Raw genomic sequence first — 24,722 nt, forward strand, 5'->3', positions numbered from 1 at the left:
AATGATGTTCGCGCGAATTATCGTTGGAGTTGTTATCGGTCTTGCCGCAGGTTGGTTTCTGAGTGGCAAATTTTCACTTGAAGAAAAAACGCTACAAATCATCCAAGGCTTTATAGCCATCGTGGCGATAGGTTTCATCGCCTCTTCGTTCATATTTGGAGCAAAGTTCGGTGTGATGGCAGTCGCTGAAATTGCGATCGGCTATTTCGCTTTTACAAAACTGTTTCAAGGTGGTGCTGCCAAGCCATAAGTGAAAAGTTTCAGGCTGCAAGGCGTTGATAAAGCTCAATGATGTCGGCGGCGTTGGCTGCGACCAAGGCTTCGGCTTCAGGCCCAGAGCAACCAGTCCGGCATGTCATAGTGCCCAGGCCCGGCGAGAAAACGGTTTCGGTAAACGTGGTGACTGTCGCGACATTCTGGCCGTAGGCCTAGGGTGTGCCATAGCAGCCCGATCTGTGCTTCTGTGGGGTTGTTGTCCATGGTGATCTCCGATGCAGGTGCCGCCCTCCGTGATCGGATGCGCCATGGTGGCAATTTGGTTTCGAATGAGTTAAGAATGCTAACTAGCAAGGAGTCGTTTAGAAAACGACATCACTGCTAGTTAGGTAATTAATGCTAGCCGAGGATCGAAAAGTATGGCAGGAGCTATTATTAAAAACTCTGAAATATCTGGCTTTGGTGGTACTGCTATAGATATTGAAGGTGGTGGAGGCTACAGCTTTAATAACTGTGTAATGTTCGGCAGTGTTGAGGTGAAAAATAGCTATGGTAATAGCTTTGGTAACTCCACAATAATATCTACATCAAAAAGTCCATTGCCTTTCAATCTTGGTAGAAATAAACCTTGCAATTGCGGTTCTGGAAAAAAATTTAAACGCTGTCATGGGAGTGTTGAGAGAGTGGCTACTGGAATTAAAAGCAAAAATAGTTCTTCAAGTTTTGATGATACTAGGATCGTTACCGACGGCGTTGGAATTGACCTCGATAATGACAGAAGCTCTTTTAAAAAGACTGTGATCATCGCGGGAGACCAAATTGACTTCGTTGCACTTGCTAGGGAGTGGGGGATTCCTGAGTACGTTCCTGTTAAAGATGTAGAGGAGGCGGTTCGCGAACTTCAAACAACCAAAAATCCGGTCACACTCGAAAAATCCTCACTCAAAAATACTTTGGAAAAGAATGGTTTCGATATGGCTTGCTGGGCTCAGATCGCCATGTCAATCATTACGTTTTGTTTTTCTTAAACCAGCATTTAGGTTTTAGGTAACAGAACTGCTCCAGGCTTTCAGTACCTTGATAACGCCTGAAGCAGTTTTATTCAGGGACTTCGCTCTTTTAAAAATAATAGGTTACTTAGAACAGGCTAATGTCTGGCTCTGCCGCGCCGGACTTGGTTGAGGCCGCTTGGTTTCAAAGCCTTGTGCCTCTGTAGGCTTACCGTCGGAACCGCAGAACTCGGCAATCTTGCGTTCAATATCGGCCAGTGCAGCGTCGCGGGAATCTGGAAGAGGTTTGCCGATCATTTGCCACCCCTGACAGTGAAAGTTTGAAGCCGTCGGCGCGCGCTTCCAGATGCCGGGCGAAGTTCACGGCTTCTTTCCAAGTCCAGCGGAAGCCCTTTACCTTGCGGGTGGCCAACTCGATGATGTGGTACGCCTTGCCCTTGGTGACGACCTGGTAGCGAATCTTTTGCACGGGCATCTCCTGGCCGATCATGGCGTAGAACGCGGCGGTGGCGATGCTTGCACGAGCACGCGGGGCGGCAACCCTGTCGACTCGCTGTTGAAATGATGGATGCATGGCGATTCCTCGGTGGGGGTGCGTGTATTCGTCAGCACTCGGGCCTCTTGCTGGTTGCCGTTGGGCGCAGGGGAGAGTGCTGGCGGATAAAGGCAGGCGTAAAAAAGCCCGATCGAAACCGGGCTTTTGTTAGCGTCACGAAGACCTCCCTACGTGAGCGCCTCCCAGGCCCGCTACTGGCGGCAGCCTGGGTTTAAATCATCAGCGGTGACCTGGAGCTTGGGGTGGCCTACCGGTTGCTCGGTTGGTGCGCGGTGACACCGTCGGCCCAGATGTCCGCTGCCTGCCAGGGTGAAGGGCGCAGCCTTCAGGCTTACTGCGCCACGCAGGTGAAGCGGTTAATGCTGCATTGGTGCAAACCCTCCGTGCTTGAGATGGAAAAACCATTCCGGTTAGGTGCAATTTGTTTCCGGTCCCGCCGGATGCAGGGGGCCGCTTTGCGCGGTGCAGAATCGTCCGCATCGGAGAGTGATCGAAACACCAGGACGCTACCCCTGCTTGTTTCCCGCCGCGTTTCGGGTATTGGCCGGCAGATCCGGCTCAGGAGATTAGGGGCTTTGCGAGCCTAGCGCTGCAGCCCGCTTGGGCACGCTTCGATCACTCTCCGATGCGGCCTGGAGCTGGGGAAGTACCAGGTGCTCGGGCAGTTATCGTCAGGCTGACGTGGCGCTGGTTGTCCTTAGCTATGAGTGATGGACAGATCGCTGATTACGCAGATCGAAGCGTCCTCGGGATCGGTGGTGTCGGAGTAATCGATCTGGTTGTACACGCCGCCGTGGAAGGCGAGAGTTTTCGTGTCCCAGGTGTTGTCGAGGCGCATGATTGCGGAAGTTGATTTGACGCCGTTATAGCTCGCCGATACGGAAACAGCACCGCTGGAGTTGGCGTGTATGTTGATTTTGAAAAGCGCACCGAGCGGTACGTCTTCAAGCACCGTCGAATTCACGGGATCGTCTTGCAGGTAGCTCGACCGGAACCCCATGGTGATTTTGCCTTTGTTCCAAAACACCTTTACCGGTGGGCGTTCAGAACCCTGCACATGAATTTGGCCGATCACGACCTTCTGCAACGAATTGACCTTCGTCAGCCGCATTTCTTGACGGCACCAATGGTCTGCGGCGCTAGAAAACAGCCAGTAGCCAGGCTCTTTCCATTCACAACGAGTTCGATGGACGCTTTTACTGGAGGCGCCAAGGGTGGGCGCCGTCATCTGCAGCGATCCGTCGGGAAGCATCGAAATGACGCTTGGGCATTCGATCAACGCTCGCCAGCCGATCAAGTCAAGGGAGATAGGGTTCGTGTCGGAAATTGGAAGCGGGGTGGCGATGATGAAATTGCTGATATCCACAGTCATTGTCGACTCCTTATTTCATTTGATGTCACCTGTGCTCTGTTGAGCCCTTCGCTTGATGTAGACCTACATCCCGCTGCACCCTGGCTCCAAGGTGCAGAAGTGATGCTCAGTCAGCCTGCAGCGCTTCGATAGCCTTCCGGTAGTTAGAGGCGATAGTCCGGCTCTTGGCCGTGTCTTCGTACCGGCCTTCCTTCTCCTGAATGATCGCGTTGCGTTCGTAGTTGGTGGCACAGGCGTCAAGCAGATCGACAGGAAATGTGTGCGTCATTGAGTTCTCCAAGGTCATGCGTGGTGGTCGTAGGCTTCAGCGCGCTTTACCGACCGAACCTGGGCGATACGGCGCTCAGGGGCGCGGCGATCACGGCGCATAGAGTCGCCATCGAGAATTGCGTGCATGGCGATCAGCGCTGCTAGAACAAAGCACATCGGAGAAATAATTTGGCGGCGCATCGCTTCGGCCACCAGAGCGGCACGGCGGGTGACTCCGAGCTTGAACATTGCATTGGTGAGGCGTTTCGCCACGGCAGCCGGCGAAATGCCGACTTCCCGAGCGATTTCCTTCGCGGTCAGCCCAAGGGCTACCCATAAGAGGAACTGAAGTTCTCGTGGTGCCAGGCCACGTCCGAGGTGACCCTTCCATGTGCCATTTACGATTTCTGTTTCCATCGCGTTGACTCCCGGTTGTTTTCCCAATGCACCCGGTCCACCCGGTCCACCAGGTGCATCAGTGAAATTGTCCGTCCTATTGCCGCCGGAGAGGCGGAGCGCGTTGCTTGTCGGGTCATTCACACGGTTTTGGCGTTTCACCATCGAGCAGCCGTCCAGGTTGTTCCTGTCGTTGGCAGGCTTTCGGGTCTGTCTGCTCGCCGGTCGCCGACAGAGGCAATGCGGTCTGTTGTTTGGTGCGCTGGTTGTTAAAGAGTGACGCGGCTTTCGCTGCTGAGCCGATTATGTGTCGGCATGGGCAAAATATAGGTGCACACATATTTTGTGTCAATGGGTAAGCCCATAAAATTTATGACGAGCGATAAAAAGCCCGCATTGCGCGGGCTTTTTTTACAGATCGACGTATTTCTGCCAGCCGATCCTTACGCTGTCACCCTCCAGCCGGTCGACAGTAATTCCGTCCGTATCATCAAGCTCCTGAAGCACTCGCTCCCAAGCATCAGGAAGCTCGTCTTCCCGCCTGGTGATCTTAATTGCCTGCACCTTTTGTACACCCGGGTCGGACACCATACGTTGAATTCGGCGACCGACTTGTTCATAGGAGCTTGAGGTGAAAGTAATGCTTGTATTGCCGGTGCTCATTTCTCTTCCTTGGGTCTACTGTATGAATAAACAGTATTTGATTCGAAGGCAAACGGCAATACGGGTAGAGTACATTTGTACTCTTTAAGGTGGCGGACACAAAAAAGCCCGCTGAGGGCGGGCGGGTCTTGAATCTGAAAATCTAATCGAATTCTTAGAGCTTGCCTGTCATGCGCACCGCAACACCAATGATCCGGCAGTCTTTATCGCACTCGACCATTTTGTAAGCTGGGTTCAATGGCTTCAGGTAACGAATTCCACCGTCCTCCACCAGCTTCTTGAAGGTCGCCTCGTTGCTCGCAGGCAGTTTGGCGATAACAAGCTTTCCAGGTTTGACGTCCGCTTCGGTGTCTACAAGGATCATCATCCCTTCAGGCACGCTAACACCTGCGGGGGCTGTCATTGAGTCCCCTTTAACCTCAAGCCAGAATGCAGGTCCCTTCGAGTCGTAGTCGGAGACTTCATATCTGTCGGAGAAGCCGTCTGGGTAAGGCTGAACTGCTTCCTCCCAAGATCCCGCAGACACCCAACTAATCACCGGATACCGGTAAAGCATCTGTGGCTGAACGACGTCCTTTACGTTGGCGTCTTCAGGGTGGTCTGAGACCATCTGACCGGACCCGCTTTCAATCCATATAGCCGAAACACCGCACGCCTTAGCAATGGAGGCGTTATAGGAGGATCGCTGGGATCTGCCTCTTTCAAGATCTGAAATAGAAGCCTGATCGATGCCCACAAGCTTCGCTAGCTGGGCCTGGGTTAAGCCGGCATGCCGTCGAGCAGCCTTGATTCGTTCTTTATATTCCATGCCCCGATTATTACTGGCGAACCCATATCGTTGCAAAGTGGCATGCCTATGATCTACGATATGGGTATTCACATAATGAGGGGCGGAATGAACACCATCTTTAAAGACCTTGTTGCCTTCTTCGGAACGCAAGAGGCCACAGCCGAGCGACTCAAGGTCGATCAAAGCACTGTTTCTGGCTGGGTCCGGAGTAAGCACGGAATGTCTCCTGTTATTGCAAAGCGGGCGGAAGCATTGACCGGCGGATCCTTCAAAAAAGAAGACCTTTGCCCAGCTTTTCCATGGTCCGAGATGGCGAATTGATTCGAGGGTTGTCACCTCGGTGGAAGCAATTATCTGCCTAGGGGCGAGCCAATATCACTGCCTCGAAATAGATGTGAATTCATCCAGTAGTAGGGCTGCGGTAGCGAGCAACAAACGCGACACGTCGGCGGGGGCCGATGAGCAATGAAGGCGCAGTCGGCAGTCAGGCGCGCTCGCGCTAGGAAGACCATTTAGGGAAAGGATATGGACGGTAATACATCAGGACGTATGGGGACATCGAACGCTGAGGGCAGTAGCTCAATCGGCGGGATGGGTCGCGCCTGCGGAAAAGCAATCGCCTGAATTTCAGGCACAAAAAAGCCGGGGTGCGACCCGGCTTCTTCAACAACTTGTAAAACAATGCGGGGTCATTATGAACACGATCATTACTTCAAGCAATACCGGGTGCGGAATGGCACCTTTTGAGCAATCGAAAAATGTGTCACGGCTCATTGTCACGGTTGAACCAGAGACTGGAGATCAGCTGTGAGCACCATAATCATGAGCTTGTGCTGGCCGCTTCAGGGGATGAGCGGGCCACAGAAAGCTGTGCTTATCTCGTTGGCTGATAACGCAAACGATGAAGGCGTGTGTTGGCCATCGGTTGCCCGTATTTCAGAACGCACTTGCCTTGCTGAAAGGACCGTGCAAACGGCCATCAAGTGGCTGGGTCAGGTTGGCCTGTTGACTGTCCGCGAACGGATGGGGCGCTCGACGATGTACACCTTGACCCCAGCAGCATATGCACCCCAGCAAGAGTCGCACCCCGCAGCAGCTGCACCATCACCCCCGCAGCTCACGACAGAAACCCCCGCAGCAGCCGCACCCAGAACCGTAATAGAACCATCAAGTGAACCGTCACCTCTTGTTGACGATGAACCACCATCGAAAATTTCGAAGTCGAAGTGCCCAACCCAGGCAATCGTCGATTTGTTCAACGCGACGATCCCGGAATTTCCTCGCGTCGTGATGTTGACCAAGGATCGGATCGCCAAGATCAATGCGCGCTGGAACGAGAGCGACGTGCACCAGGACCTCGGCTTCTGGGCCGAGTATTTCGCACAGGTGCGCTCGAGCAAATTCCTAATGGGGGAGGTAGCAGCCTCGGGGGGCAATCCATTTCGTTGCAACTTCGATTGGCTGATCGCCCCGAGCAACTTCGTGAAGGTTGTGGAGGGCAATTACAGTGCGTGATCCCTACAACACCGAGGCTGAACACGGCCTATTGGGCGCGATGATGCAGCGCCCTGAACTGATCGACTCCCTGAGCGACGACCTGTCCCCTGAATCGTTCTACTTTCCGGAAAACGCCGAGGTGTACCGGGGGATCCTAGCGGTTCGCGCGGCCGGCAAATCCGTCGACTTCCTCACCGTGGGTGACCACGTCGGCGTCTTGCCGGGGGGCTCCCCGGCGTTTGCCTACTGCGCCGAAATCGTAAACGGCACTCCCAGCGTTGCCAGCGCCAAGACCTACGCGGGGATCGTGCGAGAGAGGGCCATCGAGCGGTCCTTGTTTGACCTTGGCAGCCAGGCGATGGATATCGCGCACAGCGATCAGGATGTGCAGGCGAAAATCGCCGCCGTCCAGGCAGCGGCCATGGCCATTGACTGCGGATCGGGTGATGACGACATCGTCAAAGTGGGTGACGTGCTGGCCGACCAACTGGAGGTCTGGCAGGAGCGTCATGATCGTCACGCCCGCGGTGAAACCCTGATCGGTTTATCGACCGGCCTGCGGGACTTAGACGAAAAGCTGGGCGGCCTGCTGCCGGATCACCTGTACATCGTTGCTGGCCGTCCTGCCATGGGCAAAACCACGCTTGCCATGGGGTTTGTTGTCGAGGCGGCGGTGCGCCAAAGCAAGTCAGCACTCGTCATCAGCCTGGAGATGAACAAAGGCCAACTGCTGGATCGGGCTGTGGCTTCCGAAGGGCGTATTCCACTCACCTTGGTGAAGAACGGGACGGCGTGCCAGAGCCATGGCGCTGAACTCTCTGCGGCGGCCGGCGTGCTTCGCCGCGCGCCGCTGTACATCGCCGACCGCGCCGGCTCGTCGATTGGTCGCATCCGCTCGCTGGCCCGCCGCCACAAGATGCGTTACGGCCTGGACCTGCTGATGATCGATTACCTGCAATTGCTGGAAGGCGAGGGCGGCAACCGCACCGAAGAGGTCAGCAGTATCAGCCGCGGCTGCAAGTTGCTCGCCAAGGAACTCGGCATTCCCGTCGTGCTGCTGAGCCAGCTTTCGCGCAAATGCGAAGAACGCCCGAACAAGCGACCCATCCCCTCGGACTTGAGGGAATCCGGTGCCATCGAGCAGGACGCCGACGTGATCCTGTTCGTGTACCGCGACGAGGTCTATCACGAAAACACCGACGCCAAAGGCATTGCCGAAATCATCATCGGCAAGGGCCGTGACATCGAGATGGGCACTGTTCGCACGGCGTTTCTTGGGCAGTACAACCGCTTTGAAAACCTTGCCGCCGGGTGGAAGCCAGAGCCGGTTGAGCAACCGGAAAAGGTCACCAGCCTGGCCAACCGTTACCGAAAAAAGGAATCGTTCTGATGGACTCTCAGCGACTCGCTGTTCCCGATCCGGCCACTTACCGCTTCGCGGTGTTCTGTTGCTCTTTCAAGATGGAGTTGGGCAGCACCCCGGACCATGCCTTGGCCCTGTTCGCCGATGAGGCGATGGCCAAGCGTTATGGTGCGTGGATGTGGCCTTCCACGTTTGAGGTGGTGGACCGTCTCGCCCAGCCGGAGGCGACCGATTGAGCACCCTGATCAAGACCCTGACCGTGAAACTGTCAGACGCCGAGATTCAGCGCAACGCCAGGCTCGAGCATGTGCGCGACCTGCGTGATGCCAGTCACCCGGCGTTGCATTTCCGTTATGCGAAAAACCGCGCCCGCGGCTCCTGGTACCTGCTAAACAAGCGTCATTGGTACCGCATCGGCGGCTTTCCCGACCTGAGCACCAAGCAAGTGGTCGCAGCGTTACCGGCCGTGCGTTTGCGAGTGGCGGCCGATGGGGCCGCCAGCGTTTCGGGTTGGGTAACCGTCGGCGAACTGCTGGACTGGTTCGGCGATCGCATGGCCCGATCGCGCGCGCTGTCCGCCAAGCGCCGTTCCGCAGGCAAGTCCGCCATCAGTTGCCAGCTCAAGCCGCGCTTGGGTGATCTGCTGATTCGCGACGTCAATGCCCAGACCCTGGACCAGCTGCTGATGTGGCCGGCTCAGGCAGAGTTGTCGCTGTCGTACGTCCAGCAGTTGTACCGCCTGCTCGCGGTGGCCTTTCGTCAAGCACGCAAGCTCGATCTGATTCCGGCCAACCCGATGGCCGAGCTCAAATTCATCAACTTCACGACGGCGCGCATCTTGCCCAAGCCTGCTCGCTTGCGCGATGTGCAGGTGCCCGAGTTGATGGGGCAACTGACGGTGCGATTCGAGACTGCACCAGGTGACGCCATGCTGGCCCTGATGATGCTGTGCCACGGCACGCGCATTGGCGAAACCCGCCAATCGCGTTGGGCCGACATCGCGCTGCCTGAGCGTGAGTGGTTCCTGCCGGCCGAACACACCAAGAGCAAGATCGAGTTGCGGGTGCCACTGACCGAGCAAGTCTGCGCGTTACTGCGCCGCTACCGCAACCGGCAGGCCGCCCAGGGGTATGAGGGACCGTTCCTGTTCCCGTCCCGCCGAGGCAAGCCGCTGAGCGTTAACCAAGCCAGCGCTGTGTTCACCCGATTGGGGCAGGGCGCCTGGACCAGTCACGACCTGCGCAAGGTAGCGCGTACCGCATGGACTGACCTCGGCGTCGACGGTCACATCGGCGAGATGCTGTTGAACCACTCCTTGGGCAAGATTGCTTCGACGTACATCAACACCCAGGCCAAGGAGCAGCGCCGGCTGGCACTGGTGAAGTGGCACAGCTGGTTAGATGAGCGTGGCTTCAAGGCGATCCATGAGCAGACAGGCGTTAGATATGAAGATTCGCAAAACCTCGTAGATGCCTTGAATGACGTGGTCTGCGAGTCAATTCCGCAATTTGTTAAGGGCGAGGTTTTAAACCATGCAGAAAAGACCAGTGCCTGGCTTTGAGCGGGAACGGATCGAACTGGAGACTTGCTCGATCTGCAAAGGGAAAGCAGTAGTAAATGGGGTGTTTTTCGAGCTGGTTTGCATTTATTGCAACGGCTCAGGTTGGGTTGTTGGAGGTAGCAAGTTGGTGCTTTCTTCAGACGAACTGGTCACTCAATTGAGCTTTAAATTGCAGGAGGCTCAACGTGAAATCGCGGCGCTGAAAGGACCGGCCAAAGTGTCCGGAATCCAGCGACAGCACAATCAATCGAATCGCCTGGGGGCGGGCGGCACAAATTACACAGGGGATTGAGACCATGATGATTCGTAAGCCGGCAGGCCGACCGTTGGGTGACACTGAGTATCTGCTTGAGCAGTGGGGGTGGTGGCGGATGGATGGAATGGCTGTATCTGGATACACGTCTCCGACCTTAGCACTGATGCGTCAAGCGGCGGCCCAACCGGCAGTAAGCAAAAACTACTGTATTACCGATGATTGGGCTATTGCTGTTGACAACGCTTTGGCGCGATTAGCACACCGAGATCAGCAGATGGGTGACGTTATTTGGCTGTATTACGGCGCTAAATGGCCAATGGTCCGAGTCGGCAAGCATTATGGAATCAGTGAAGGGAAGGCTAGGGAGCTAGCCCGAGCAGGTGCTGCTTGGATTGATTGTGCTCTAAGCTGTATGCGCGAAGCTGCTTGAGCTCGAGTTATGGCTGTCAATCGTGATTGACAGCTTCAACCCATATTTAATCGCCAAACAACAATCTGTTTGTTCGCCTTCCACTTTTAGCTTCCTTAAAATGCTCTGCGCAGTAGCACTGCCCGCCTGTAATGCGAGTTGGAGGCACTGCGCAGCCTGCTTCGAAGCAATTCGCCCAATCAGGTATTGTCCCTTTGAACGGAGGAGGTTCTTGGTCGGACCATGGTTCTATATGGAACTCACAACTTGGCAATCCTGCCATGCTTTTGTCTGTCGCGAACCTTTCGCAACTCACACAGTATTGAACGTAATCAGGATGGTCATCCAAATTTTCTGAGTCATCACAGATAGTCAAATCATCTTCGGTGAGTGACATTTTCTCCATAAACAGCCATGCGCGGAACCAATTGGAAAGCTCAAATGCTTTGAATTTACTGATGTCCTCCTTGTATTCACTTTTTTTGTCAAATTTATATATTTGATCAAGGTAGCCTGTATAGGCTTCCCTCAGTAAGCCTGTTGCATGAAATGCTATGTTGTGAGTCTGAACTACTTCTTCGAATTCATGAACTAATGTATTCCAGTCGCGATTCGATATTTCAGTGCATGCGGGAGAGTCTAAACACTCCTGATGGATTCTTAAGGCAATTTTTATGAGGCGTGAATTGAAGCCTTTTTCTGGAAACTCAATAAAGTCGCTGATGTGCTCTTCTGGTAGCTGTTCAAGCAATTTGCAAAGCTGTTCTTCTTCAGAATTTTTAAAAGGGTTTATTGCACAGATTATTATGCTGTTTTCAAATTGGTAATTTTGGTTTAGCTCAACCCAGCGCTTTCTAATAAAGCAGAATCCGTGCAGTTGTTCTGCTTCCATTATTTGGGCAGTGTGCGAACTAATAATCGCGAGATTCTTTTCTGTGGTGGGTTTTAGGTTGTTATCAATTTCAATGCTGTCGAACCAGCCAGGCATATCGTTGAATGACAGTACGACCGCAGAGAAGGCGTCATGGGATATCAGCGTGTTTGTGAAATGTTTGAAATCATCATCCGACGGGATATGAAGGTGAAGTTGTAGAGTTTCTAGTTGGCCATCTTTTAGAATTGGCTTATAAACTATCGTTTCTCGATCCGCTATGATTATGTCATAGAGATAAGCATTTCTAGTGATCTTTGGTTGTAGGCTTGCTATGAGGACATTTATCGTGTCTTTTTTTCCAGAAGCAGGGAAGGTTTCGGAGATGTAGTTGCTATATGCTAAAAGTTCCGTAAAGGAATTGCGCTCGGCTGAGCTATCGGTTTTTAGTTCAATGATAAATATCCCATCTTCGTGAAGCCCGAGAAGATCCATTTCCATAGGCTTGGTGTTGTCAGTTGGTAGTTTTATGTCGCTACCTATAAGGTGTCCGTACTTGATTTTTTCATGAAGAGTTTTGATTTTTTCAAGGCAGCGTTTTTTTATTATTTTCCAGAGCTCGAACTCTAATTCGTCAGCGCTATAAATTTCGTCGAAGGAGTAGTTGAGGTGACTTTCGGTGCTTGCAATTTCCGCGTCTAGCCCTAGAGGGTCGGCTATGAGTAGCTCCATCTCTTTTTTCTTGAATATAAAATTGTGGAAGTCCCTTTCGTATAACTTACTCATGTGTTAGCCCTTGTCGTACTACAGGTTTCAGGTTGGAGGTTGTTGGCTTTGGCGACGGCATGAATACTGGCATTTGTAGGTCGTGGAAGAAAAGCTTTTCCGCGCGGAATAGATTTGTTTTCATAGCAGCGTGAACTGCTGTGAACGCAGCGAGACGCCTTTCAAGAACCCGGCCTTTGAGTCGGTTTTTTTGTGCCCATTTACAAGCCCTGCCATTGAGCGGGGCTTTTTCTTTTCGGCCCCATGCCTGGCTCTTTGCTTCAAGCGGATGACAGTGACATGGAGGCCGAACCTATTCGAGGACAACAGATGAACACTGAGCATCAGGCTCTTGCTGACGTGCCACTTTGGCTGTTGGTGTTGTTGAGCATGGCCGGTTTGTCCGGGGAGATGTTGAGGGCATCAGGCTCCGACCTCGGCCTTCGGCAGATCATGCAGCGCGTAGCTCTGCGATTTCTTGCATCTGGTCTATTGGGTATGGCCACTTTGCTGCTCGCGATGGCGCTTTGGAGCAACCTGTATTTGGCAGCCGGACTAGGCATCGTTATCGCGGTAATCGGCGCAGATGTTGCTGGTGGTCTGTACACGCAGTTCTTGGCAAAGAGGGCAGGAGTTAGGGAACCATCGCCAGGGCAAAAGAGGGGCGGAGAGTAGGTATATGCTCGACCTGAAACTAGATATCGATAGCGTGGCCCTGGCCCGTGAAATCTCGGATATTCAGCGAAAGCAGATCCCTTTTGCCCTGGTGCTCGCGCAAACGCGCTTGGCCACCAATCGGATCAAACCCGGGATTCTCAAGGTCATGGGGCAGCGCCTGGACCGGCCGACCCCAACCACCATGCGCAGCCTGTTTGCCCAGGCAGCTACCAAGACCCGTCCTGCAAAGGTCTGGTTTAAGGATTCGTGGACCACGGGCATTCCCGCTGATGCGTACCTGCAGCAGGCAGTGCAGGGCGGGTCGCGACCGCATAAGCGCTTTGAGAAGTCGTTGATTGCTCAAGGACTGATGAAGTCAGGGCAGTACGCCGTGCCGAGCGGTGACTACCTGAACCAATACGGCAACGTCGCACGCGGCACCATGACACGCATCTTGTCGGGTCTGGGGGCGGCCGAGTCCGAGCTTGGCTACCAAGCCAACGCCACGAACAGCAAGCGCAGTCAGCGCAAGGGCAATGCTCAGCGCTATTTCACCGGCACGATCGGCGATGAGTCGGGCGTGTGGGAGCGCAAGGCGCGCAAGGAAGTTAAGCCGGTGTTTCTCTACACCGACGGTGCCCCGCAATATCGTGTCATTTTCCCGTTCTACAAGATCGGCGAGAACATCGGTAAGGCGCACGGACAGTCTGAGCTGGCAAACGCGTTGCGTGACTCGATCCTGACAGCGAAGTGAGGTCGCGTGCGGCGCGGACACCCCCGGCACCGGCCGGGCAGACGGCTCGGACCCGCTCGGATCCGCCCATCCCCCCCGGCTTATGGGTCCTCCCGGGCCCACCGGGGCTAGGGGGTAATTCGGGCCCCGCTCATTCGCTACGTATGACCTTTTTCTAGGGGTTGGTTGTTGTTATGTCTTCGAAGATCACAACGATCACGCGACAGCCGTACTGGCTGAACAAGAAGAACATGGCCGATAGCCTCGGCATTACGGTGCAGGCCCTTGATAAATGGGGTGTCCAGCCGGTTGCAAAGATCGGCCGGGAGTCGTTCTACGACGTTCGGTCGGTGCTGGATAACCGCCTGCAGCATCAGAGCGGCAAACACCAACCTGGTGGTGATGAGGTCGATCCGCTCATTGGCTACAAGATCGATCTCGAGCGGTGGCGCCTGACCAAGGAGCAAGCCGACGCCCAGGCACGCAAAAACAAGGTCGGTGAAAAGGAGCTGGTACCGGTCGGATTCATGGTGTTTGCGCTGGCCAGTTTGTCCGCGCAGCTGGCCTCAACGCTAAACACCGTTCACAAAAACGTGAAGCGCAAACATCCTGATATCGCCGTGCGCCACTTGGAGGCCGTCGAGAGAGAGATTGCCGTTACGCGTAACGCGGCTGCCGGGTTGGCTGATCGCATACCGGAGCTTTTGGATGAGTACATCACCACCCTGGATGAGGGATCTGGTTGAGGCTGTCCGGCGCGGGCTGAAAAACCTTGAAGTTGATCCGCCCATGACTGCTGTGGAGTGGGCCGACAAATATTTCTACATGTCGTCCGAGTCGTCCTATGGCGAAGGCAAATGGACCACCGAGTTTTTTCAGGTGGCGCTGCTGAATGCCATGGGTAACGACCTAGTGCATGAGCTGAACCTGCCGAAGTCGGCGAGGATCGGCTACACCAAGATGCTGATGGCGAACATTGCCTACAAGCTCAAGCACAAAAAACGCAGTATCTGCATGTGGAGCCCGACCGACGACGACGCCAAAGGCATCATGAAAAAACACGTCGATCCGATGATCCGTGACGTGCCGGTGATCAAGGCTATGGCGCCCTGGTTCGGGAAAAAGCACAAGGACAATACCGAGGATCAAAAGACCTTCGAAAACCGCAAGGTGCTGTGGTGGTTGGGCGGCAAAGCCGCTGGCAACTATCGGGAAAAGAGCCCGGACGAGGTCGGCTATGACGAGCTGTCGAGCTTCGACGCGGACATTAACAATGAGGGCTCGCCGACCTTCCTGGGTGACAAGCGCCTGGAAGGGGCGACTTTTCCTAAGTCGATTCGCGGCTCTACCCCCAAGCTAGCGGGTAGCTGCCAGATCACGCGGGCCGCCGAGGAATCGGCCTACTTGTTGCGCTTCCATATCCGCTGTCCGCATTGCCACACCGAACAAACCTTGAAGTGGGGCGGGCCGGATGAGCCGTTTGGGCTCAAGTGGTCCAAGGATGCGCTCGGCGAAGTCGATAAGGCCTGGTATCTGTGCGAGTCCGGCCACGGTTGCACCTTTGAACATCACGAGATGATCGAGGCGGGGCCATCGGGCCGCTACATCTGCGAGAAAACCGGCGTCTGGACCCGCGACGGCATGGAGTGGTTTGGGGCGGATGACGCACCGATTCGCACGCCGCGCCGCCTGACGTTCCATATCTGGACGATATATTCGACCTTCACCACCTGGGTGAAAATCGCCGACGAACGCGTCAAGGCCGGCAAGGACCGGGGCAAGCTGAAAACCTTCGTCAACACGACGCTGGGCGAGCCCTGGGAAGAAGACCTAACCGAAAAAGTCGACTGGGAGCAGTTGCGCGATCGCCGCGAAGTCTACGCCGCCCAGGTGCCGGCACGTTGCGTTGCGCTTATGGGTGGCATCGACACCCAGGACGACCGCTACGAATTGCGGGTGTGGGGCTTTGGTGCTGATGAAGAGGCCTGGCTGGTCTACCGCCGGATTTTGACGGGTGACCCGGCCAGCCTGGAGCTGTTGCGCCAAGTTGGCTTGGAGCTGCATAGGCAGTTCACTCGAGCCGACGGCACGAAAATGGGCGTGATGCGTTGGTGCTGGGACTCCGGCGGTCACCACTCGGAGACTGTCAGGGCACAGAGCCGCAAGCATGGTTTGCATTGGGTGATCCCGATTTTCGGGGCCAGCACCTACGGCAAGCCGATTGCCAGCTTCCCGCGCAAGAAAGAGAAAAAGTCCAAAACCTACCTGACCGAAGTCGGCACCGACAACGCCAAAGAGGTCATTTACAACCGCCTCAAGCTGCAGCCGGACGCCAATCGTCCGGTGCCGGGCCTGATTCACTTCCCGGCCAACGATCTGATCTGTGATGACGACGAGCTTAAGCAGCTGACCAGCGAAACCAAGAAATGGATCTTGGCGAAAGGTCGGCGCGTGCTGCGTTGGGATGCCAGCAAGAAGCGTAACGAAGCGCTCGACTGTTTTGTGTACGCCCTGGCCGCGTTGCGGATCAGTCAAGAAAAGTTCGGTTTAGACCTCGACTTGTTGGCCAGCCAGAACCCCGAAACGGGGGTGTGGGAGGTGCCGGCAGAACCACCACCTGCGGCCGAGCCGGACGAGCCAGAAGTGCCGTCCGAAGTACCGCCGCCGGCGCCTGTGGCGCCGCCATCAGATCACCAGCCAGCCGCCGGCGGTTGGATTGAGACAGGAGCAAACGGATGGCTATAGATGCCCAAGAAGCGTTGACCCCCCAGCAAATGGTCGCGCTGTACATGCAGGCCGAGGCGGATCTGGTGGCCGGCGGCAAGGACGTTACACTAAACGGTCGGCGCTTTGTGTATGCCGAGCTGAACCAGATCCGTGATGGTCGCGTGTACTGGGAGCGCCGGGTGGCGGCTCAAGCGCGCGGGGGGCGCCCGGGCTTTGCCCTGGCGAGTTTTGATTGAGCGGCATGAACCTGCTGGATCGGGCGCTTGCGCCGCTGTTCCCGGGCATGGTGGCCGAGCGCCTGCGGGCGCGTAACGTGATCATGGCGTTTGAATCCGCCAAGCCATCGCGGACCCACAAGGCCAAAAAACAGACCGGTAACGCGGATCGCGCGCTAAATCACACGCTCAAGTCGATGCGCGAGCAGAGCCGCAAGCTGGACGAAGACCACGACATTGTCACCGGGGTGTTTGACCGCCTGGAGGAGCGCGTGGTGGGTGGGGCGGGTATTGCCGTTGAGCCGATCCCGCTGCACCTGGATGGCACGGTGCACCGCGAGTTTGCCGCCGCCATTAACGCGCTGTGGAGGGAGTGGTCGCTTAAGCCCGAGGCATCGGGCGAACTGAGCCGGCCGCAGATGGAGCGTCTGGTGGTGCGCAGCTGGTTGCGCGATGGCGAGGCCTTAGCCCAGGAACTGATGGGCAAGGTGCCGAACTATCAGTACCTGCACGGCGTGCCGTATGCGCTGGAGCTGCTGGAGGCGGACTATCTGCCGATCGAGTACACCGACGACTCCAGGGGCATTGTCCAGGGCATCGAGCGTAACGGGTGGCGTCGCGTGTTGGCTTACCACCTGTACAAAGCGCACCCGGCTGGCCTTCGCGGCAGCTTGGCGCAGAACACCAAGCGCGTGCCGGCCGAGCAGGTGATTCACATTGCCTACCGCAAGCGCATTGGTCAGAGCCGTGGCCAGCCGCTGTTGCATGCGGTCCTGATGCGCCTGGCGGATATCAAGGACTACGAGGAAAGCGAGCGGGTGGCAGCGCGGATCAGTGCTGCGCTGGCCATGTACATCAAGAAGGGCACGCCCGACGACTACGTGCCGGCCGGACCGGGCGAGACGCGCGCAGAACGGACCTTCCCCATTGCCCCTGGCATCGTGGTCGACACCCTGTTGCCGGGTGAAGACGTGGGCATGATCGAAAGCAACCGGCCTAACCCGTTCCTTGAGGGGTTCCGCAATGGACAGCTCAAGGCGGTGGCCGCCGGTACGCGCAGCACCTATTCCAGCGTGGCGCGCAGCTACGACGGCACCTACTCGGCGCAACGCCAGGAGCTGGTCGAGGGCCAGCTGGGTTACGACCAGCTGCAGCATGAGTTCATCGACTACTGGTGCCGCCGCGTGTACCGCAACTGGCTGCGCATGGCGATCTTGAGTGGTCAGCTCAAAGTGCCGGCGGACGTGGATCAACGGACCATCTACGGCGCCTTTTACCAAGGGCCAGTGATGCCGTGGATTAACCCGGTCCATGAGGCCGACGCCTGGGAAAAGATCATCAAGGCCGGCGGCGGAGACGAGGCGGAAATGGCGCGCTCGCGTGGCCGCAACCCGTCCGAGCTTAAGGCGTCTCGCAAGTCTGAGATTGCCGCCAACCGGGCAGACGATCTGGTGTTCAGTTCGGATGCCTACCACGAGTATTACGGGAGAAACCAACCCAATGAGAAAACGAAAACCACGGCCAAGACCGCCCGTCCTGGGTCCACGCGGGGCGGTGGCGACGACGACTGACCCGGCCGCTCAGACTTGGTACACGTTGCGCGCATCCAGTCAGCGCAGCGTGGTCGATCTGATGTTGTACGGCGAGATTGGCGCTTGGGGTATCTCGGCCAACCAGTTTGCCCGCGATCTGAAAGCCCTCGGTGACGTGTCACAGATCAATTTGCATGTGCATTCCCCCGGCGGCGACGTGTTCGAGGGGATGGCCATGTACAACCTGCTGCGCAATCACCCAGCCCGGGTAGAGGGCACGGTAGATGGTCTGGCGGCGTCGATGGGCAGCGTGATTCTGATGGCTGCCGACGTCATTCGCATCCCTGAAAACGCCATGATCATGGTGCACAAGCCCTGGGGCATTCAGGGCGGTGATGCGGACGAAATGCGCCGTTACGCCGATCTGCTCGACAAGGTCGAGGACTCCCTGTTGGCGGCGTACACCAACAAGACTGGCAAGACCTCCGAGGAAATCAAGGCGCTGCTCGCCGCTGAAACGTGGATGACCGGCGCCGAGGCCGTCGAGCTGGGCTTTGCCGATGAATTGGTGGGGGCGCTGGAAGCCTTCGCCGCACTCAACTCTCAACGCATGCAGGAGTTCACCAACATGCCTACCGCTGCACAACCGATGTTCGGCCCGCGCGGCCAAACCCAGCCGCCGGCGCCGGTCAATCAGCCATCCCCGCCGGTTAACCAGCTGCCGGCGAACGAAACCCCCGAGCAGATTCAGGCGCGCGTGCTGCTGGCCGATGCCACTCGCCGCACCGCGATCACTGCCGCGTTTGCCATGTTCGCCACCCTGGAGGGCTCTGCCACCCTGCGTGACGAATGCTTGAATGACACCAGCTGCACCGTGGAGTCGGCAAACGCCAAGCTGCTGGCTCACATGGGCAAGGCGACCACGCCGACCGGCAGCCAAGCCCCAGGCCCGCACGGTCATATCAGCAACGGCAACATTGTGGGCGACTCGGTGCGGGCATCCCTGGCAGGGCGTGTCGGGCACGCGGCCAACGAGGCCGGCAACGCCTATAACCACATGAGTCTGCGCGAGCTGGCCCGCGCGTCGCTGAATGATCGCGGCATTCTGACTGCGTCGCTCAACCCGATGCAGATGGTCGGCCTGGCCTTCACTCACGACACCAGTGATTTCGGCAACATCCTGATCGACACCGCCGCTGTGTCGGTTCTGGCCGGCTGGGACGAGGCCCCCGAGACGTTCGACCAGTGGACCCGTCGTGGTCGACTGAGCGACTTCCGCGTTGCCAAGCGTGTCGGCATGGGGGCGTTCCCGGCCCTGCGCGAAGTGCGCCCAGGTGCCGACTACAAGTACATCACCACCGGTGACCGTGGCGAGACCATCAGCCTGGCCACCTATGGCGAGATGTTCTCGATCACCCGTCAGGCAATCATCAACGATGACCTCGACCTGCTCAGTGCCATTCCTTACAACATGGGCTTGGCAGCGCGCGGCACCGTCGGCGACCTGGTCTACGCGGTACTGACCACCAACGCCCAGATGAGCGATAAAAAGGCCCTGTTCGATGCCTCGCGCAAGAACCTGTTCACCGGTGCCGGCTCGGCCTTGTCGATTGAGGCGATGATTGCCGCCAAGAACGCCATGGCGCTGCAGAAGTCCCAGGTTGAAGGCGGTAAGGGTCGAACCCTGAACATTCGCCCGGCCTTCCTGCTGTGCCCGGTGGCCCTGGAAGACAAGGCCAAGCAGCTGATCCGCTCGGCCTCGGTGCCAGGCGCTGACGTAAACGCCGGCATCGATAACCCGATTCGCAACTTCGCCGAGGTGATCGCCGAGCCGCGTCTGGACGACGATTCTGCGAAGTCTTGGTATCTGGCCGCCGCGCAAGGTCGCGACACTATCGAAGTCTCTTACCTGGATGGCGTCGATAAACCGTACATGGAGCAGCAAGAGGGCTTCACCGTCGACGGCGTGGCTACCAAGGTGCGGATCGACGCCGGCGTTGCGGCGCTGGACTCGCGCGGCCTCAACAAGTCTGTCGGCGCGTGACCGCAGGCCCCACCCAAACACCCCGCTCACGCGGGGTTTGTTGTTTCTGGATAGGAGAAAATGGCCATGGCCAAGAACTACGTTAGTGCCGGCGACAGCATCAGCTTGCCGGCCCCTACTGGCGGCTCCGTCGCTGGTGTGCCTCAGGTTATCGGTGATCTGGCGGTCATGCCGCTGCAGTCCGGCCCCAAGGGTACGGTGATCACCTATCGCACCTGTAGCGCCTGGAGCGTACCGGCGGCCGCTGGCCTCAAGGCCGGCGCCAATGTCAGCGTGCTCAATGGCGCCCTGGTCGCCGCCGATACTGCCGATTCGGCGCCTTACGGCAAGTTGCTGAGCGATACGCTCAACGGCTTTGCCGAAGTGCTGATCGTTCAGTAATGGCCCGCCCGAGCTTTCGCGAGCGCATGGCGGTATTGAGCACGCGCATTCTGCAGCGCCTGGGCGACCGCGCAACGCTCGATGACGGTACTGAAGTTATGGGCACCTTCGAAAACCCATTCCTTGACCCTCAGGTGGGCGGCAAGAGCGGCAAGGGCCTGGCCACGGCGGTCGACGCCGCAGAATTGGGCGAGCCGCGTTTCTCTGTGCTGGCTGCAGACGTGGCGCGCTTGCCCAATGAATCGGTGCTGACCATTGAGCTGCCGCCTGCTGAGGGTGGCGGGCGTTATCGGGTGGTGCGGCCTGAGCCTACCGGCGACGGCATGGTTGCCCTGGTGCTGGAGGTAGACCATGAGCGAACAGCAGACATCTTCTAGCGAGCCGGCCCCTGTGCCGACTGAGCTGAGTGTGTTGCATGACGCGATGACGGCAGCCATGAAAGCGGCGCTGCCGCAGATCGAGCACGTCGAGGCGTATCCGGTCCTGAAAGAGGGTATGAAGCTGCCGGCGCTGCTGTACGCCATGACAGGCGTGGCGCCGGCGACCAAGCCAGGAGACGGCCGGCTGTGCGTCAAGGCGACGTTTGAGGCCTGCATTCTGGTCGAGTCGAAACGCAAGATGGCGCCGCTGCAGGCGGCCGTTCTGGCGGCCAAGCTGATGCAGTTGCTGGACGAGCAGTATTGGAACGTCGACTTTGTCGATCAGGTGCGGGACGTGCAGGCCATGCCGTCGGAAATCATCCCCGAGCTGGCCCGATGCACGGGCTGGTCGGTGCTGTGGCACCAAGATATCTATCTGGGTGACACCGCTTGGCCTTGGGAGAATGAGCCGCCCGGCTCGCTGCTGTTTGCGTTTGATCCTGACACCGGGGCAGGCAATGAGCAGCACTACCAAGCCCCGGAGGCCATGGCATGAGCTATGCGAGCGCCGAGCATGACCGCATGCTGGCCGGCCTGGTGATCCCTTGTCGCGTTGTGGCGGTGGCTTTGGTGCCCGGCATGGTGCGGGTATCCGATGGCGGCAACTGGACCAGCGCCTGGGTGCGCTGGCATGCCCTGGCCGCTGGCAAGGCCCGCCATTGGCGTGCGCCGAGCCTGGGCGAGCAGGGCGCGTTAATCAGCCCGAGCGGTGATCCCGCGCAGGGCACCTTTGTTCCTGGGTTGTATGGCGATGCCGGCGCCCAGCCGGACAATCGCGATCATGTCGAGGTGTGGCGTTTCGATGATGGTGGTTCGCTGGTCTACGACTGGGCGGCCCATAGCTACACCATCACGCTGCCCAGCGGTACGGTGGCGGTCAAGGTCGGCGGCACCGAAGTGGTGGCAACTGACAGCGCAATCACTGCCAAGACGACGACCGCCACGGTCGAGGCGGCCAGCATCACCTTGAAAGGGGCGGTGGTGATTGACGGCCCGTTACGCGTAACGGGCGATATTCGCGGCGATGGCTCGATCATCGATACGACGGGCAACACGCCCAATCACAAGCACTGACAGCCCGCCTCGGCGGGCTTTGTCTTTTCTGGAGAATCCTTATGAGTACCAAGAAACCCGCTGCGCCTGGTGCGCCGGCGGACGTGACCTTTGCCGACAGCCTGTACGCCTCGCGCTCGCTGTTCCTGGCGAGCGGCGAGGGGCTGCGCGAATTCAAGGTTGTGGGCCACCGCGTGACGGTCCAGGGCGACGACGCCGAGGCGCTGGAGTACCTGGCCGGTCATGCCGAGCTGCAGCGCCTGGAAGGCTAGCCATGATTGGCCTGGATCGCCGAACAGGACAGCCAATCACGGGCCTCGATCATTTGCGACAGTCGATCGAGGACATTTTGACCACGCCGATCGGCAGCCGACGCATGAAACCGGAATACGGCAGCAAGCTGCGCCGTTACGTCGACTTGCCGGTTAGCGAGGGTTGGAAAAGCGCTGTACAGGCCGAGGTCGCGCGCTCGCTGGGACGTTGGGAGCCGCGCTTTAAGTTGGAGCGGGTACGGGTGACGGCTGTTGTCGGCGGTCAGATCAGCCTGGAGTTAACCGGCGAATACCTGGGCAATGCTGCCGTAGTGGAGGTAAGCGCATGATCGATCTTTCTTTGCTGCCCCCGCCCGACGTGGTGGAAACGCTGGAATTTGAAACGCTGTATCAGCAGATCCTTGGCGACTTTCGCGCGCACATGGGTGACCAGTGGACGGCCGTTTTGGAGTCCGACCCGGTGGTCAAGCTGCTGGAAGTGGCGGCCTATCAAAAAATGCTCGGCCGTGCCCGGATCAATGCGGCGGCCAAGGCCAGCTTGCTGGCTTATGCCCGGGGTGCCGATCTGGACAACCGCGCGGCCGACTTCGATGTGCAGCGTTTAGTGCTGGTGCCGGCTGACCCGGACGCGGTGCCGCCGGTGGCGGCCGTCATGGAAAAAGACGATGACTTCTTGTACCGCACGCGGCTTTCCCTGGAGCGTCTTTCAGTGGCCGGCGGTCGTGGCGCGTACGAGTACCACGCGTTAACCGCCTCGGCCGACGTGGCCAGTGTCTCGGTGGACTCTCCGACCTTCAAGGCGGCCGAGGTCAGCGCAGAGGTTCGGGCGCTGTTGCCGCCCGGGGCGATCGTGCTGGTGTGCGATTACGCGGCCGGCCTGAGCAATCCCTTGCCGGGTGACGTGTCGCTGGCGGTGCTGCCGATTGTGGAATGCACGGCCGATCCGACGGCCCTGGTGGCGGCCGTGCAAAAGGCCGTGGCCAACGAGGATGTGAGGCCCATCACGGACCGCCCCCGCAGTCTGCTGGGGCAACCGGATGAGTATCACGTAATCGCCCAGCTGGAGGTGCTGGATGGCCCGTCGTTGCCGTTAGTGGTGGCGGCGGCCAAGGCCAAATTGGCGGCGGTGATTGCGGCGGCCCGGGATCTGGAGGGGGAGCTGTCCCTGTCGGCGATCTACGGCGCGCTGCACGTCTCGGGTGTGCGGCGTGTGGTGCTTACGGCCCCGACGGCGGATGTGCTGAGCGACAAGCGTCATTACCCGAGCTGCGTGGGCATCGACGTTAAAGGGGTAGTGGTCGCATGAGCCAACTACTGCCGCATAACAGCACGCCGTTGGAAAGGGCGTTGGCCACCGCCAGTGATCTTGGGGTCGATCCCGAGATCATTCGCGGGGTGGCCGACTCGGCGCGGTGTCCGGTCGACTTTTTGCCCTGGCTCGCTTGGGCCATGTCGGTCGAAGGCTGGGACGCCGCCGAGACGGAAGAACAGCAGCGGGCGCTGATCCGCCAGTCGATACCGATTCACAAGCACAAGGGCACGGTCGGCGCGATCCGACGGGTGCTGAAGGCGGTCGGGGTGACCGCAGATTACAAGGAATGGACGCAAATTCCGGGGGCTGTGCCTTACACCTTTGAGCTGATCGCTTGGGCGAACGACAACCGCGCCGGCGAGGGGTCGATTCTGTCCCCGCAACTGTTCCAGCGTCTGCGTGCCCTGGTCGACGCGACCAAGAACGAGCGCAGCCACTACAAGCTCAGGCTCGGGGCGCGGTTCGACGATGCGCTAGGGCTGGCCAATGCCAGCCAAGTGCAGTCATTGGATCGGCGCACGCTTGACCCGTTGCCGCTTCAGCCGGACACCTTGGAGCAACCCATGGGGCTGGGCAACGCTACAGACGTGCGCTGTGTCATTCGCCAAACCGCTGATTTGCAGGCTGTGCCGGGACAGGTGGAGCAGAGCTTTGCGGTGGCGAATGCCGCCCGGACCCTAATCGTTGTCAGGGCCACTATGGAGGCTGTTTTATGAGTACCGCGTTACAACCTGTAATCACCAAGGCCGGCTTGAGTGCTATCTGGCGCAAAGACAAAACCGGCTTGGCCGCTGAAATCACCCATGTGGTGGTGGGGACGGCCGGTTATACGCCAGTCAACACGCAAACCGCGTTGCGCGCCCAGGTGGCCAAGTTTCCTGTCTCTGATGGGGAAAAACTGAGCGAAACCCTGTTGCACGTTACGGCGCTGGCGGACGGGCCGCTGGCCATCTGGGTGCGAGAGATTGGCTTTCTACTGTCGGACGGCACGTTGCTGGCCGTGTGGTCGAGTACTGGCGACCCGTTGGCTTTCAAGCCGGCCGATGCCGACTTGCTGCTGGCGTATGACCTGTCATTGACCGCGTTGCCGCCGGGTAGCGTCACGATTACCTCAACCGGTGCCGGGCTGAATCTGACGCTTTCGGAAGAACTGGCCGCGCTGGCTTCGGCGCAAATTGCCGAGATGCTACGCGGTGTCCAGCAGCAGGATGCGCTCGACAGTCAGGCCAAGCTGCACCAGTTGGAAGGTCAACAAATCATCAATCTGATGGACCGAATGAAGGCCGCCGAGCTGCGTCAGGACGCGGATCGCGAAGGCCTGTTGACCGCCATCGTGGCCAACGCCACCGGGTTAATCAACCTGCAAAACCTTTTCTCTAAAACCACCCTTGGAGTTTGAGCCG

General features: G+C 58.0%; 31 protein-coding genes. 24 read left to right on the forward strand and 7 right to left on the reverse strand.

All coding sequences use genetic code 11. From position 1 onward, the window contains the following. Positions 1 to 4 precede the first annotated feature (4 nt). Together PG5_RS20035 and PG5_RS33705 are read left to right on the forward strand one after the other, a co-directional pair. Positions 5 to 250 (forward strand): hypothetical protein, encoded by a 246-nt coding sequence (locus PG5_RS20035; protein WP_042955540.1) that lies wholly within the window; start codon positions 5 to 7, stop codon positions 248 to 250. Positions 251 to 635: 385 nt separating this feature from the next. Next, on the forward strand, positions 636 to 1,244 hold the full coding sequence (locus tag PG5_RS33705) for an SEC-C domain-containing protein (protein ID WP_081648171.1): 609 nt from the start codon (positions 636 to 638) through the stop codon (positions 1,242 to 1,244). A gap of 226 nt (positions 1,245 to 1,470) precedes the next feature. On the opposite strand, the gene PG5_RS20045 is transcribed toward PG5_RS33705, so the two are convergent. From PG5_RS20045 to PG5_RS20065, 6 genes are all read right to left on the reverse strand, one after another. Continuing rightward, entirely contained in the window at positions 1,471 to 1,800 is a 330-nt protein-coding gene (locus tag PG5_RS20045) for a hypothetical protein (protein WP_020798940.1), read from the reverse strand. A 679-nt stretch (positions 1,801 to 2,479) separates the two neighbouring features. Continuing rightward, a complete protein-coding gene (locus PG5_RS20050) occupies positions 2,480 to 3,154 on the reverse strand; it encodes a polysaccharide lyase family 7 protein (RefSeq protein ID WP_020798941.1) in 675 nt (224 codons plus the stop codon). A 106-nt stretch (positions 3,155 to 3,260) separates the two neighbouring features. Then, entirely contained in the window at positions 3,261 to 3,422 is a 162-nt protein-coding gene (locus PG5_RS34250; RefSeq protein WP_020798942.1) for a hypothetical protein, read from the reverse strand. A gap of 14 nt (positions 3,423 to 3,436) precedes the next feature. Then, positions 3,437 to 3,820: a response regulator transcription factor gene (locus PG5_RS20055; RefSeq protein WP_020798943.1), complete on the reverse strand. Its 384-nt coding sequence runs from the start codon at positions 3,818 to 3,820 to the stop codon at positions 3,437 to 3,439. 390 nt (positions 3,821 to 4,210) lie between these two features. Then, a complete protein-coding gene (locus tag PG5_RS20060; RefSeq protein ID WP_020798944.1) occupies positions 4,211 to 4,462 on the reverse strand; it encodes a DUF1654 domain-containing protein in 252 nt (83 codons plus the stop codon). Between the two features lie 154 nt (positions 4,463 to 4,616). Then, positions 4,617 to 5,468 (reverse strand): LexA family transcriptional regulator, encoded by an 852-nt coding sequence (locus PG5_RS20065; RefSeq protein ID WP_020798945.1) that lies wholly within the window; start codon positions 5,466 to 5,468, stop codon positions 4,617 to 4,619. A gap of 591 nt (positions 5,469 to 6,059) precedes the next feature. Here PG5_RS20065 and PG5_RS33710 point away from each other — a divergent pair. From PG5_RS33710 to PG5_RS20095, 6 genes are read left to right on the forward strand one after another with little or no spacing between them, the layout of a single operon-like run. Continuing rightward, on the forward strand, positions 6,060 to 6,767 hold the full coding sequence (locus PG5_RS33710) for a helix-turn-helix domain-containing protein (RefSeq protein ID WP_155943729.1): 708 nt from the start codon (positions 6,060 to 6,062) through the stop codon (positions 6,765 to 6,767). Continuing rightward, the gene (dnaB, locus tag PG5_RS20080; RefSeq protein ID WP_020798947.1) at positions 6,760 to 8,139 is read left to right on the forward strand and encodes a replicative DNA helicase; all 1,380 of its coding nucleotides are present in this window, start codon (positions 6,760 to 6,762) and stop codon (positions 8,137 to 8,139) included. The genes PG5_RS33710 and dnaB overlap by 8 nt, the downstream gene beginning before the upstream one ends. Further along, positions 8,139 to 8,348 carry a hypothetical protein gene (locus PG5_RS20085; protein WP_020798948.1) on the forward strand — a complete coding sequence of 70 codons (210 nt, stop codon included), beginning with the start codon at positions 8,139 to 8,141 and terminating at the stop codon, positions 8,346 to 8,348. The genes dnaB and PG5_RS20085 overlap by 1 nt, the downstream gene beginning before the upstream one ends. Beyond that, entirely contained in the window at positions 8,345 to 9,673 is a 1,329-nt protein-coding gene (locus tag PG5_RS20090) for a site-specific integrase (RefSeq protein WP_020798949.1), read from the forward strand. The genes PG5_RS20085 and PG5_RS20090 overlap by 4 nt, the downstream gene beginning before the upstream one ends. Beyond that, positions 9,645 to 9,965, forward strand: coding sequence for a hypothetical protein (locus tag PG5_RS33715; RefSeq protein ID WP_081648172.1), 321 nt, complete (start codon positions 9,645 to 9,647; stop codon positions 9,963 to 9,965). Before PG5_RS20090 ends, PG5_RS33715 begins: the two co-directional genes overlap by 29 nt. A 4-nt stretch (positions 9,966 to 9,969) precedes the next feature. Further along, positions 9,970 to 10,359: an antiterminator Q family protein gene (locus PG5_RS20095; protein WP_177326146.1), complete on the forward strand. Its 390-nt coding sequence runs from the start codon at positions 9,970 to 9,972 to the stop codon at positions 10,357 to 10,359. 46 nt (positions 10,360 to 10,405) lie between these two features. Here PG5_RS20095 and PG5_RS20100 read toward each other — a convergent pair whose 3' ends face one another. Next, complete coding sequence (locus tag PG5_RS20100; protein ID WP_020798952.1) at positions 10,406 to 11,995, reverse strand: NERD domain-containing protein; 1,590 nt, start codon at positions 11,993 to 11,995, stop codon at positions 10,406 to 10,408. Between the two features lie 309 nt (positions 11,996 to 12,304). Between PG5_RS20100 and PG5_RS20105 the strand changes: the two genes are divergently transcribed. From PG5_RS20105 to PG5_RS20180, 16 genes are all read left to right on the forward strand, one after another. Further along, positions 12,305 to 12,649 carry a phage holin family protein gene (locus tag PG5_RS20105; protein WP_042955565.1) on the forward strand — a complete coding sequence of 115 codons (345 nt, stop codon included), beginning with the start codon at positions 12,305 to 12,307 and terminating at the stop codon, positions 12,647 to 12,649. A gap of 4 nt (positions 12,650 to 12,653) precedes the next feature. Next, complete coding sequence (locus PG5_RS20110) at positions 12,654 to 13,385, forward strand: hypothetical protein (protein ID WP_020798953.1); 732 nt, start codon at positions 12,654 to 12,656, stop codon at positions 13,383 to 13,385. A 173-nt stretch (positions 13,386 to 13,558) separates the two neighbouring features. Beyond that, a complete protein-coding gene (locus tag PG5_RS20115; RefSeq protein WP_020798954.1) occupies positions 13,559 to 14,110 on the forward strand; it encodes a terminase small subunit in 552 nt (183 codons plus the stop codon). Further along, the gene (locus tag PG5_RS20120) at positions 14,073 to 16,109 is read left to right on the forward strand and encodes a phage terminase large subunit family protein (protein ID WP_020798955.1); all 2,037 of its coding nucleotides are present in this window, start codon (positions 14,073 to 14,075) and stop codon (positions 16,107 to 16,109) included. Before PG5_RS20115 ends, PG5_RS20120 begins: the two co-directional genes overlap by 38 nt. Then, the gene (locus PG5_RS20125; protein ID WP_020798956.1) at positions 16,100 to 16,327 is read left to right on the forward strand and encodes a hypothetical protein; all 228 of its coding nucleotides are present in this window, start codon (positions 16,100 to 16,102) and stop codon (positions 16,325 to 16,327) included. Before PG5_RS20120 ends, PG5_RS20125 begins: the two co-directional genes overlap by 10 nt. Before the next feature lie 5 nt (positions 16,328 to 16,332). Further along, entirely contained in the window at positions 16,333 to 17,877 is a 1,545-nt protein-coding gene (locus PG5_RS20130) for a phage portal protein (RefSeq protein WP_020798957.1), read from the forward strand. Then, complete coding sequence (locus PG5_RS20135; protein WP_371106614.1) at positions 17,807 to 19,882, forward strand: ClpP-like prohead protease/major capsid protein fusion protein; 2,076 nt, start codon at positions 17,807 to 17,809, stop codon at positions 19,880 to 19,882. Before PG5_RS20130 ends, PG5_RS20135 begins: the two co-directional genes overlap by 71 nt. 66 nt (positions 19,883 to 19,948) lie before the next feature. Beyond that, complete coding sequence (locus tag PG5_RS20140) at positions 19,949 to 20,263, forward strand: DUF2190 family protein (protein ID WP_042955566.1); 315 nt, start codon at positions 19,949 to 19,951, stop codon at positions 20,261 to 20,263. Beyond that, the gene (locus tag PG5_RS20145) at positions 20,263 to 20,640 is read left to right on the forward strand and encodes a hypothetical protein (RefSeq protein WP_020798960.1); all 378 of its coding nucleotides are present in this window, start codon (positions 20,263 to 20,265) and stop codon (positions 20,638 to 20,640) included. The genes PG5_RS20140 and PG5_RS20145 overlap by 1 nt, the downstream gene beginning before the upstream one ends. Further along, positions 20,615 to 21,178 (forward strand): hypothetical protein, encoded by a 564-nt coding sequence (locus PG5_RS20150; RefSeq protein ID WP_052024705.1) that lies wholly within the window; start codon positions 20,615 to 20,617, stop codon positions 21,176 to 21,178. Before PG5_RS20145 ends, PG5_RS20150 begins: the two co-directional genes overlap by 26 nt. Beyond that, positions 21,175 to 21,756 carry a phage baseplate assembly protein V gene (locus PG5_RS20155; protein WP_020798962.1) on the forward strand — a complete coding sequence of 194 codons (582 nt, stop codon included), beginning with the start codon at positions 21,175 to 21,177 and terminating at the stop codon, positions 21,754 to 21,756. The genes PG5_RS20150 and PG5_RS20155 overlap by 4 nt, the downstream gene beginning before the upstream one ends. A gap of 41 nt (positions 21,757 to 21,797) precedes the next feature. Beyond that, positions 21,798 to 22,007 carry a hypothetical protein gene (locus tag PG5_RS20160; protein WP_020798963.1) on the forward strand — a complete coding sequence of 70 codons (210 nt, stop codon included), beginning with the start codon at positions 21,798 to 21,800 and terminating at the stop codon, positions 22,005 to 22,007. Between the two features lie 2 nt (positions 22,008 to 22,009). After that, the gene (locus PG5_RS20165; protein WP_020798964.1) at positions 22,010 to 22,336 is read left to right on the forward strand and encodes a GPW/gp25 family protein; all 327 of its coding nucleotides are present in this window, start codon (positions 22,010 to 22,012) and stop codon (positions 22,334 to 22,336) included. Beyond that, positions 22,333 to 23,313: a baseplate J/gp47 family protein gene (locus PG5_RS20170; protein WP_020798965.1), complete on the forward strand. Its 981-nt coding sequence runs from the start codon at positions 22,333 to 22,335 to the stop codon at positions 23,311 to 23,313. The genes PG5_RS20165 and PG5_RS20170 overlap by 4 nt, the downstream gene beginning before the upstream one ends. After that, positions 23,310 to 24,035, forward strand: a complete 726-nt coding sequence (locus PG5_RS20175; RefSeq protein WP_020798966.1) for a phage tail protein I — start codon at positions 23,310 to 23,312, stop codon at positions 24,033 to 24,035. The genes PG5_RS20170 and PG5_RS20175 overlap by 4 nt, the downstream gene beginning before the upstream one ends. Then, entirely contained in the window at positions 24,032 to 24,718 is a 687-nt protein-coding gene (locus PG5_RS20180) for a phage tail protein (protein ID WP_020798967.1), read from the forward strand. Before PG5_RS20175 ends, PG5_RS20180 begins: the two co-directional genes overlap by 4 nt. Positions 24,719 to 24,722 lie beyond the last annotated feature (4 nt).

Source organism: Pseudomonas sp. G5(2012) (assembly GCF_000408945.1).
GTDB lineage: Bacteria > Pseudomonadota > Gammaproteobacteria > Pseudomonadales > Pseudomonadaceae > Aquipseudomonas > Aquipseudomonas umsongensis.

What these genes read in the sequence shown, in the direction of transcription:
- PG5_RS20095 (WP_177326146.1), top strand. Translation starts at nt 9,970, where the DNA reads ATGATGATTCGTAAGCCGGCAGGCCGACCGTTGGGTGACACTGAGTAT.
- PG5_RS20125 (WP_020798956.1), top strand. Translation starts at nt 16,100, where the DNA reads ATGGCTATAGATGCCCAAGAAGCGTTGACCCCCCAGCAAATGGTCGCG.
- PG5_RS34250 (WP_020798942.1), bottom strand. Translation starts at nt 3,422, where the DNA reads ATGACGCACACATTTCCTGTCGATCTGCTTGACGCCTGTGCCACCAAC.
- PG5_RS20055 (WP_020798943.1), bottom strand. Translation starts at nt 3,820, where the DNA reads ATGGAAACAGAAATCGTAAATGGCACATGGAAGGGTCACCTCGGACGT.
- PG5_RS20155 (WP_020798962.1), top strand. Translation starts at nt 21,175, where the DNA reads ATGAGCTATGCGAGCGCCGAGCATGACCGCATGCTGGCCGGCCTGGTG.
- PG5_RS20045 (WP_020798940.1), bottom strand. Translation starts at nt 1,800, where the DNA reads ATGCATCCATCATTTCAACAGCGAGTCGACAGGGTTGCCGCCCCGCGT.
- PG5_RS20180 (WP_020798967.1), top strand. Translation starts at nt 24,032, where the DNA reads ATGAGTACCGCGTTACAACCTGTAATCACCAAGGCCGGCTTGAGTGCT.
- PG5_RS20120 (WP_020798955.1), top strand. Translation starts at nt 14,073, where the DNA reads ATGAGTACATCACCACCCTGGATGAGGGATCTGGTTGAGGCTGTCCGG.
- PG5_RS20105 (WP_042955565.1), top strand. Translation starts at nt 12,305, where the DNA reads ATGAACACTGAGCATCAGGCTCTTGCTGACGTGCCACTTTGGCTGTTG.
- PG5_RS20160 (WP_020798963.1), top strand. Translation starts at nt 21,798, where the DNA reads ATGAGTACCAAGAAACCCGCTGCGCCTGGTGCGCCGGCGGACGTGACC.
- PG5_RS20175 (WP_020798966.1), top strand. Translation starts at nt 23,310, where the DNA reads ATGAGCCAACTACTGCCGCATAACAGCACGCCGTTGGAAAGGGCGTTG.
- PG5_RS20100 (WP_020798952.1), bottom strand. Translation starts at nt 11,995, where the DNA reads ATGAGTAAGTTATACGAAAGGGACTTCCACAATTTTATATTCAAGAAA.
- PG5_RS20150 (WP_052024705.1), top strand. Translation starts at nt 20,615, where the DNA reads ATGAGCGAACAGCAGACATCTTCTAGCGAGCCGGCCCCTGTGCCGACT.
- PG5_RS20145 (WP_020798960.1), top strand. Translation starts at nt 20,263, where the DNA reads ATGGCCCGCCCGAGCTTTCGCGAGCGCATGGCGGTATTGAGCACGCGC.
- PG5_RS20115 (WP_020798954.1), top strand. Translation starts at nt 13,559, where the DNA reads ATGTCTTCGAAGATCACAACGATCACGCGACAGCCGTACTGGCTGAAC.
- PG5_RS33705 (WP_081648171.1), top strand. Translation starts at nt 636, where the DNA reads ATGGCAGGAGCTATTATTAAAAACTCTGAAATATCTGGCTTTGGTGGT.
- PG5_RS20140 (WP_042955566.1), top strand. Translation starts at nt 19,949, where the DNA reads ATGGCCAAGAACTACGTTAGTGCCGGCGACAGCATCAGCTTGCCGGCC.
- PG5_RS20050 (WP_020798941.1), bottom strand. Translation starts at nt 3,154, where the DNA reads ATGACTGTGGATATCAGCAATTTCATCATCGCCACCCCGCTTCCAATT.
- PG5_RS20130 (WP_020798957.1), top strand. Translation starts at nt 16,333, where the DNA reads ATGAACCTGCTGGATCGGGCGCTTGCGCCGCTGTTCCCGGGCATGGTG.
- PG5_RS20035 (WP_042955540.1), top strand. Translation starts at nt 5, where the DNA reads ATGTTCGCGCGAATTATCGTTGGAGTTGTTATCGGTCTTGCCGCAGGT.
- PG5_RS20135 (WP_371106614.1), top strand. Translation starts at nt 17,807, where the DNA reads ATGAGAAAACGAAAACCACGGCCAAGACCGCCCGTCCTGGGTCCACGC.
- PG5_RS20085 (WP_020798948.1), top strand. Translation starts at nt 8,139, where the DNA reads ATGGACTCTCAGCGACTCGCTGTTCCCGATCCGGCCACTTACCGCTTC.
- PG5_RS20060 (WP_020798944.1), bottom strand. Translation starts at nt 4,462, where the DNA reads ATGAGCACCGGCAATACAAGCATTACTTTCACCTCAAGCTCCTATGAA.
- PG5_RS20170 (WP_020798965.1), top strand. Translation starts at nt 22,333, where the DNA reads ATGATCGATCTTTCTTTGCTGCCCCCGCCCGACGTGGTGGAAACGCTG.
- PG5_RS20165 (WP_020798964.1), top strand. Translation starts at nt 22,010, where the DNA reads ATGATTGGCCTGGATCGCCGAACAGGACAGCCAATCACGGGCCTCGAT.
- PG5_RS33715 (WP_081648172.1), top strand. Translation starts at nt 9,645, where the DNA reads ATGCAGAAAAGACCAGTGCCTGGCTTTGAGCGGGAACGGATCGAACTG.
- PG5_RS20110 (WP_020798953.1), top strand. Translation starts at nt 12,654, where the DNA reads ATGCTCGACCTGAAACTAGATATCGATAGCGTGGCCCTGGCCCGTGAA.